The organism is Nitrosomonas mobilis, from assembly GCF_900103035.1.
In the GTDB taxonomy this organism is placed as follows: Bacteria; Pseudomonadota; Gammaproteobacteria; order Burkholderiales; family Nitrosomonadaceae; genus Nitrosomonas; species Nitrosomonas mobilis.
The window spans coordinates 1-2,093 of sequence record NZ_FMWO01000067.1 but is presented as its reverse complement, the minus strand read 5'-3'; the positions used below and the strand labels follow the sequence as shown (position 1 = coordinate 2,093).

Below are 2,093 nucleotides of genomic sequence, written 5' to 3'. Positions count from 1 at the left end.
GGTTCCGGTCCAATAGACCCGGACACTCCAGTTAAGAGAAGATATCTTAATTGGAGGAAAAAATGGAACCGAGGAAACACTATACAAAGGAATTCAAACTGGATGCAATCAGCTTGGTACTGGATGAGGGATTAACGATAGCGGAGGCGGCCAGAAGCTTGGGAATCAGAGCTAACATGCTTGGGCGATGGGTCAGGGAGAATCAGGCGGATACTAGTGGTCAGGCATTCCGTGGTAATGGGAAGCTGACACCGGAGCAGGAAGAAATCCGACGACTCAGGATAGAAAACAAGCAATTAAAGCTGGGGCGGCAAATACGAAAGGAGGCGGCGGTCTTTTTCGTGAAAGAAACGAAGTGAAGTATTCGTTTATCACCCAAAAGAAAAAGACCTGCCCGGTCGGTCTGCTGTGCCGGCTATTGGGTGTGAGTCGCAGTGCTTACGATGACTATGAACAACGCCGCCGCAATGGTCCGGATGATCTACACCACAGGCAACTGCTTGATGCTGTGCAAAATATTGTAAAATCATGCGATTACACCTATGGCAGTCGCAGGATAAAACGAGCGCTAAATACCTTGGGCTATCGGGTTAGTCGCTGGAAGGCGAGAAGACTAATGCAAGAAGTCGGGATACAAGTGAAACACCGGAAGAAGTACAAGGTGACGACGGACAGCAATCACCCGTTGCCAGTGTTTGAGAACCAATTGAATCGGCAATTTACGGTTGCCAGACCGGATCAAGTTTATGTTTGCGACATTACCTGCATTTGGACTCAGGAACGCTGCCAATGGCGGCATTACCAAACCCACCATGCAGCACAGCAGAACATTTTGCAGTATATCGCCATGTTTTATAACAACCAAAGACTGCATTCATACCTGGATTACAAAAGCCCAAACCAATACGAAGCAGAAGCAGCAAAATCGATAAAAGCAGCTTAACTGAGGTGTCCAGTTTTACTTGACCACGTCAAAGATGTAGTCTTGAGGTTCCTATGCCACCAATAAAACGAGCTTGTGATACTCTGCCTGATGCTCAGTGATGAATTCTATCGAAGTTGGAGAAGACCCTGCTTCAGGAAGCGATTATAACAAGCGCAATCTGCGCATGACGGTAGAAGGTATTATGTTTGGCTATGTCTGCATTAAACGTTGAAACTGATTTTCTCGTCCGAGAGCGGCCTGGAGTCCAATGATTGGCGAGTTGTGCCCGCCCCAACGTTCCAGCCATCTACGCCAGCCCAGGTAATTTTCCAGGTATTTGGTTGCGACCCCATGAAATCTTTTCATCCACTGTTTAAGTCTGCTGTCGTAGGCATTAACATTCTGGATATAGTAAACACCAGCAATGACTGGAATTCCAGCAGGAGATTGACGGGGCGATGGGTAATTCCGAGGCTGTGAGCCACAGACCGGTAGACGGCAGCGCCATCACTACAGAAAATGGCATCTTTTGCCAAGATAGCCCGCAAAGGCGGCTCAATTGTCTTTTTATCAAGCGCATTCAACATGAAATCTGCTGTTGCACCAGAGCGGTCGCGTACTACCAACACCGGCACCTGATCTTTGCCTGTTCCACGTACATGGATTTGCTTGCCGCGTTTACGCGGTGGACGATTCAGGTGACGTTGACCTTTGCAGGAAGAGTGAAAAAAGGTCTCATCCGCCTCAATGATTCCTTGCAAGTGGTTGGCTTTAGTAGCCGCCGGCAAAGTCAGGAACCGATGGCGCCAGCGAAAACTGGTGTTTTTGTCTATTCCGCATTGCCTGCCGCTAGCTCGCACGGTCAAACCTTCAATCAACGCTGCACTGTAATTCAACCATTGCTTATGCCGCAGACGGGCCAAAGGAGTTCCCGAAATAGCCGTGAATGTGTGCTTGCATAAGCAACAGCGAAAACGTTGCAACCCCGCCTGGTGCCCCCAACGATGAGGGCGATCCGCCTGGCAGACCGGACAACTCGGCTCAAAAGAATCCTCAAGATATTTCACAACCACAGCTTGTGGCTTCGCCTCGCTCAGATAATGTTTGGCCTGTTCTTTTTGACGACGATTAAGTTGCGATATCTTTTCCAACCACTCCCGAAAATCAG

The 2,093-nt window shown here is 48.8% G+C and carries 2 pseudogenes; one reads left to right on the top strand and one right to left on the bottom strand.

Features of this window, described 5'->3' with window-relative positions:
* The first annotated feature begins 62 nt into the window (after positions 1-62).
* Positions 63-943: pseudogene (locus NSMM_RS11425) on the top strand (IS3 family transposase).
* A 192-nt stretch (positions 944-1,135) separates the two neighbouring features.
* On the opposite strand, the pseudogene NSMM_RS11420 reads toward NSMM_RS11425, so the two are convergent.
* Positions 1,136-2,093: pseudogene (locus tag NSMM_RS11420) on the bottom strand (IS1595 family transposase); the annotation flags it as partial.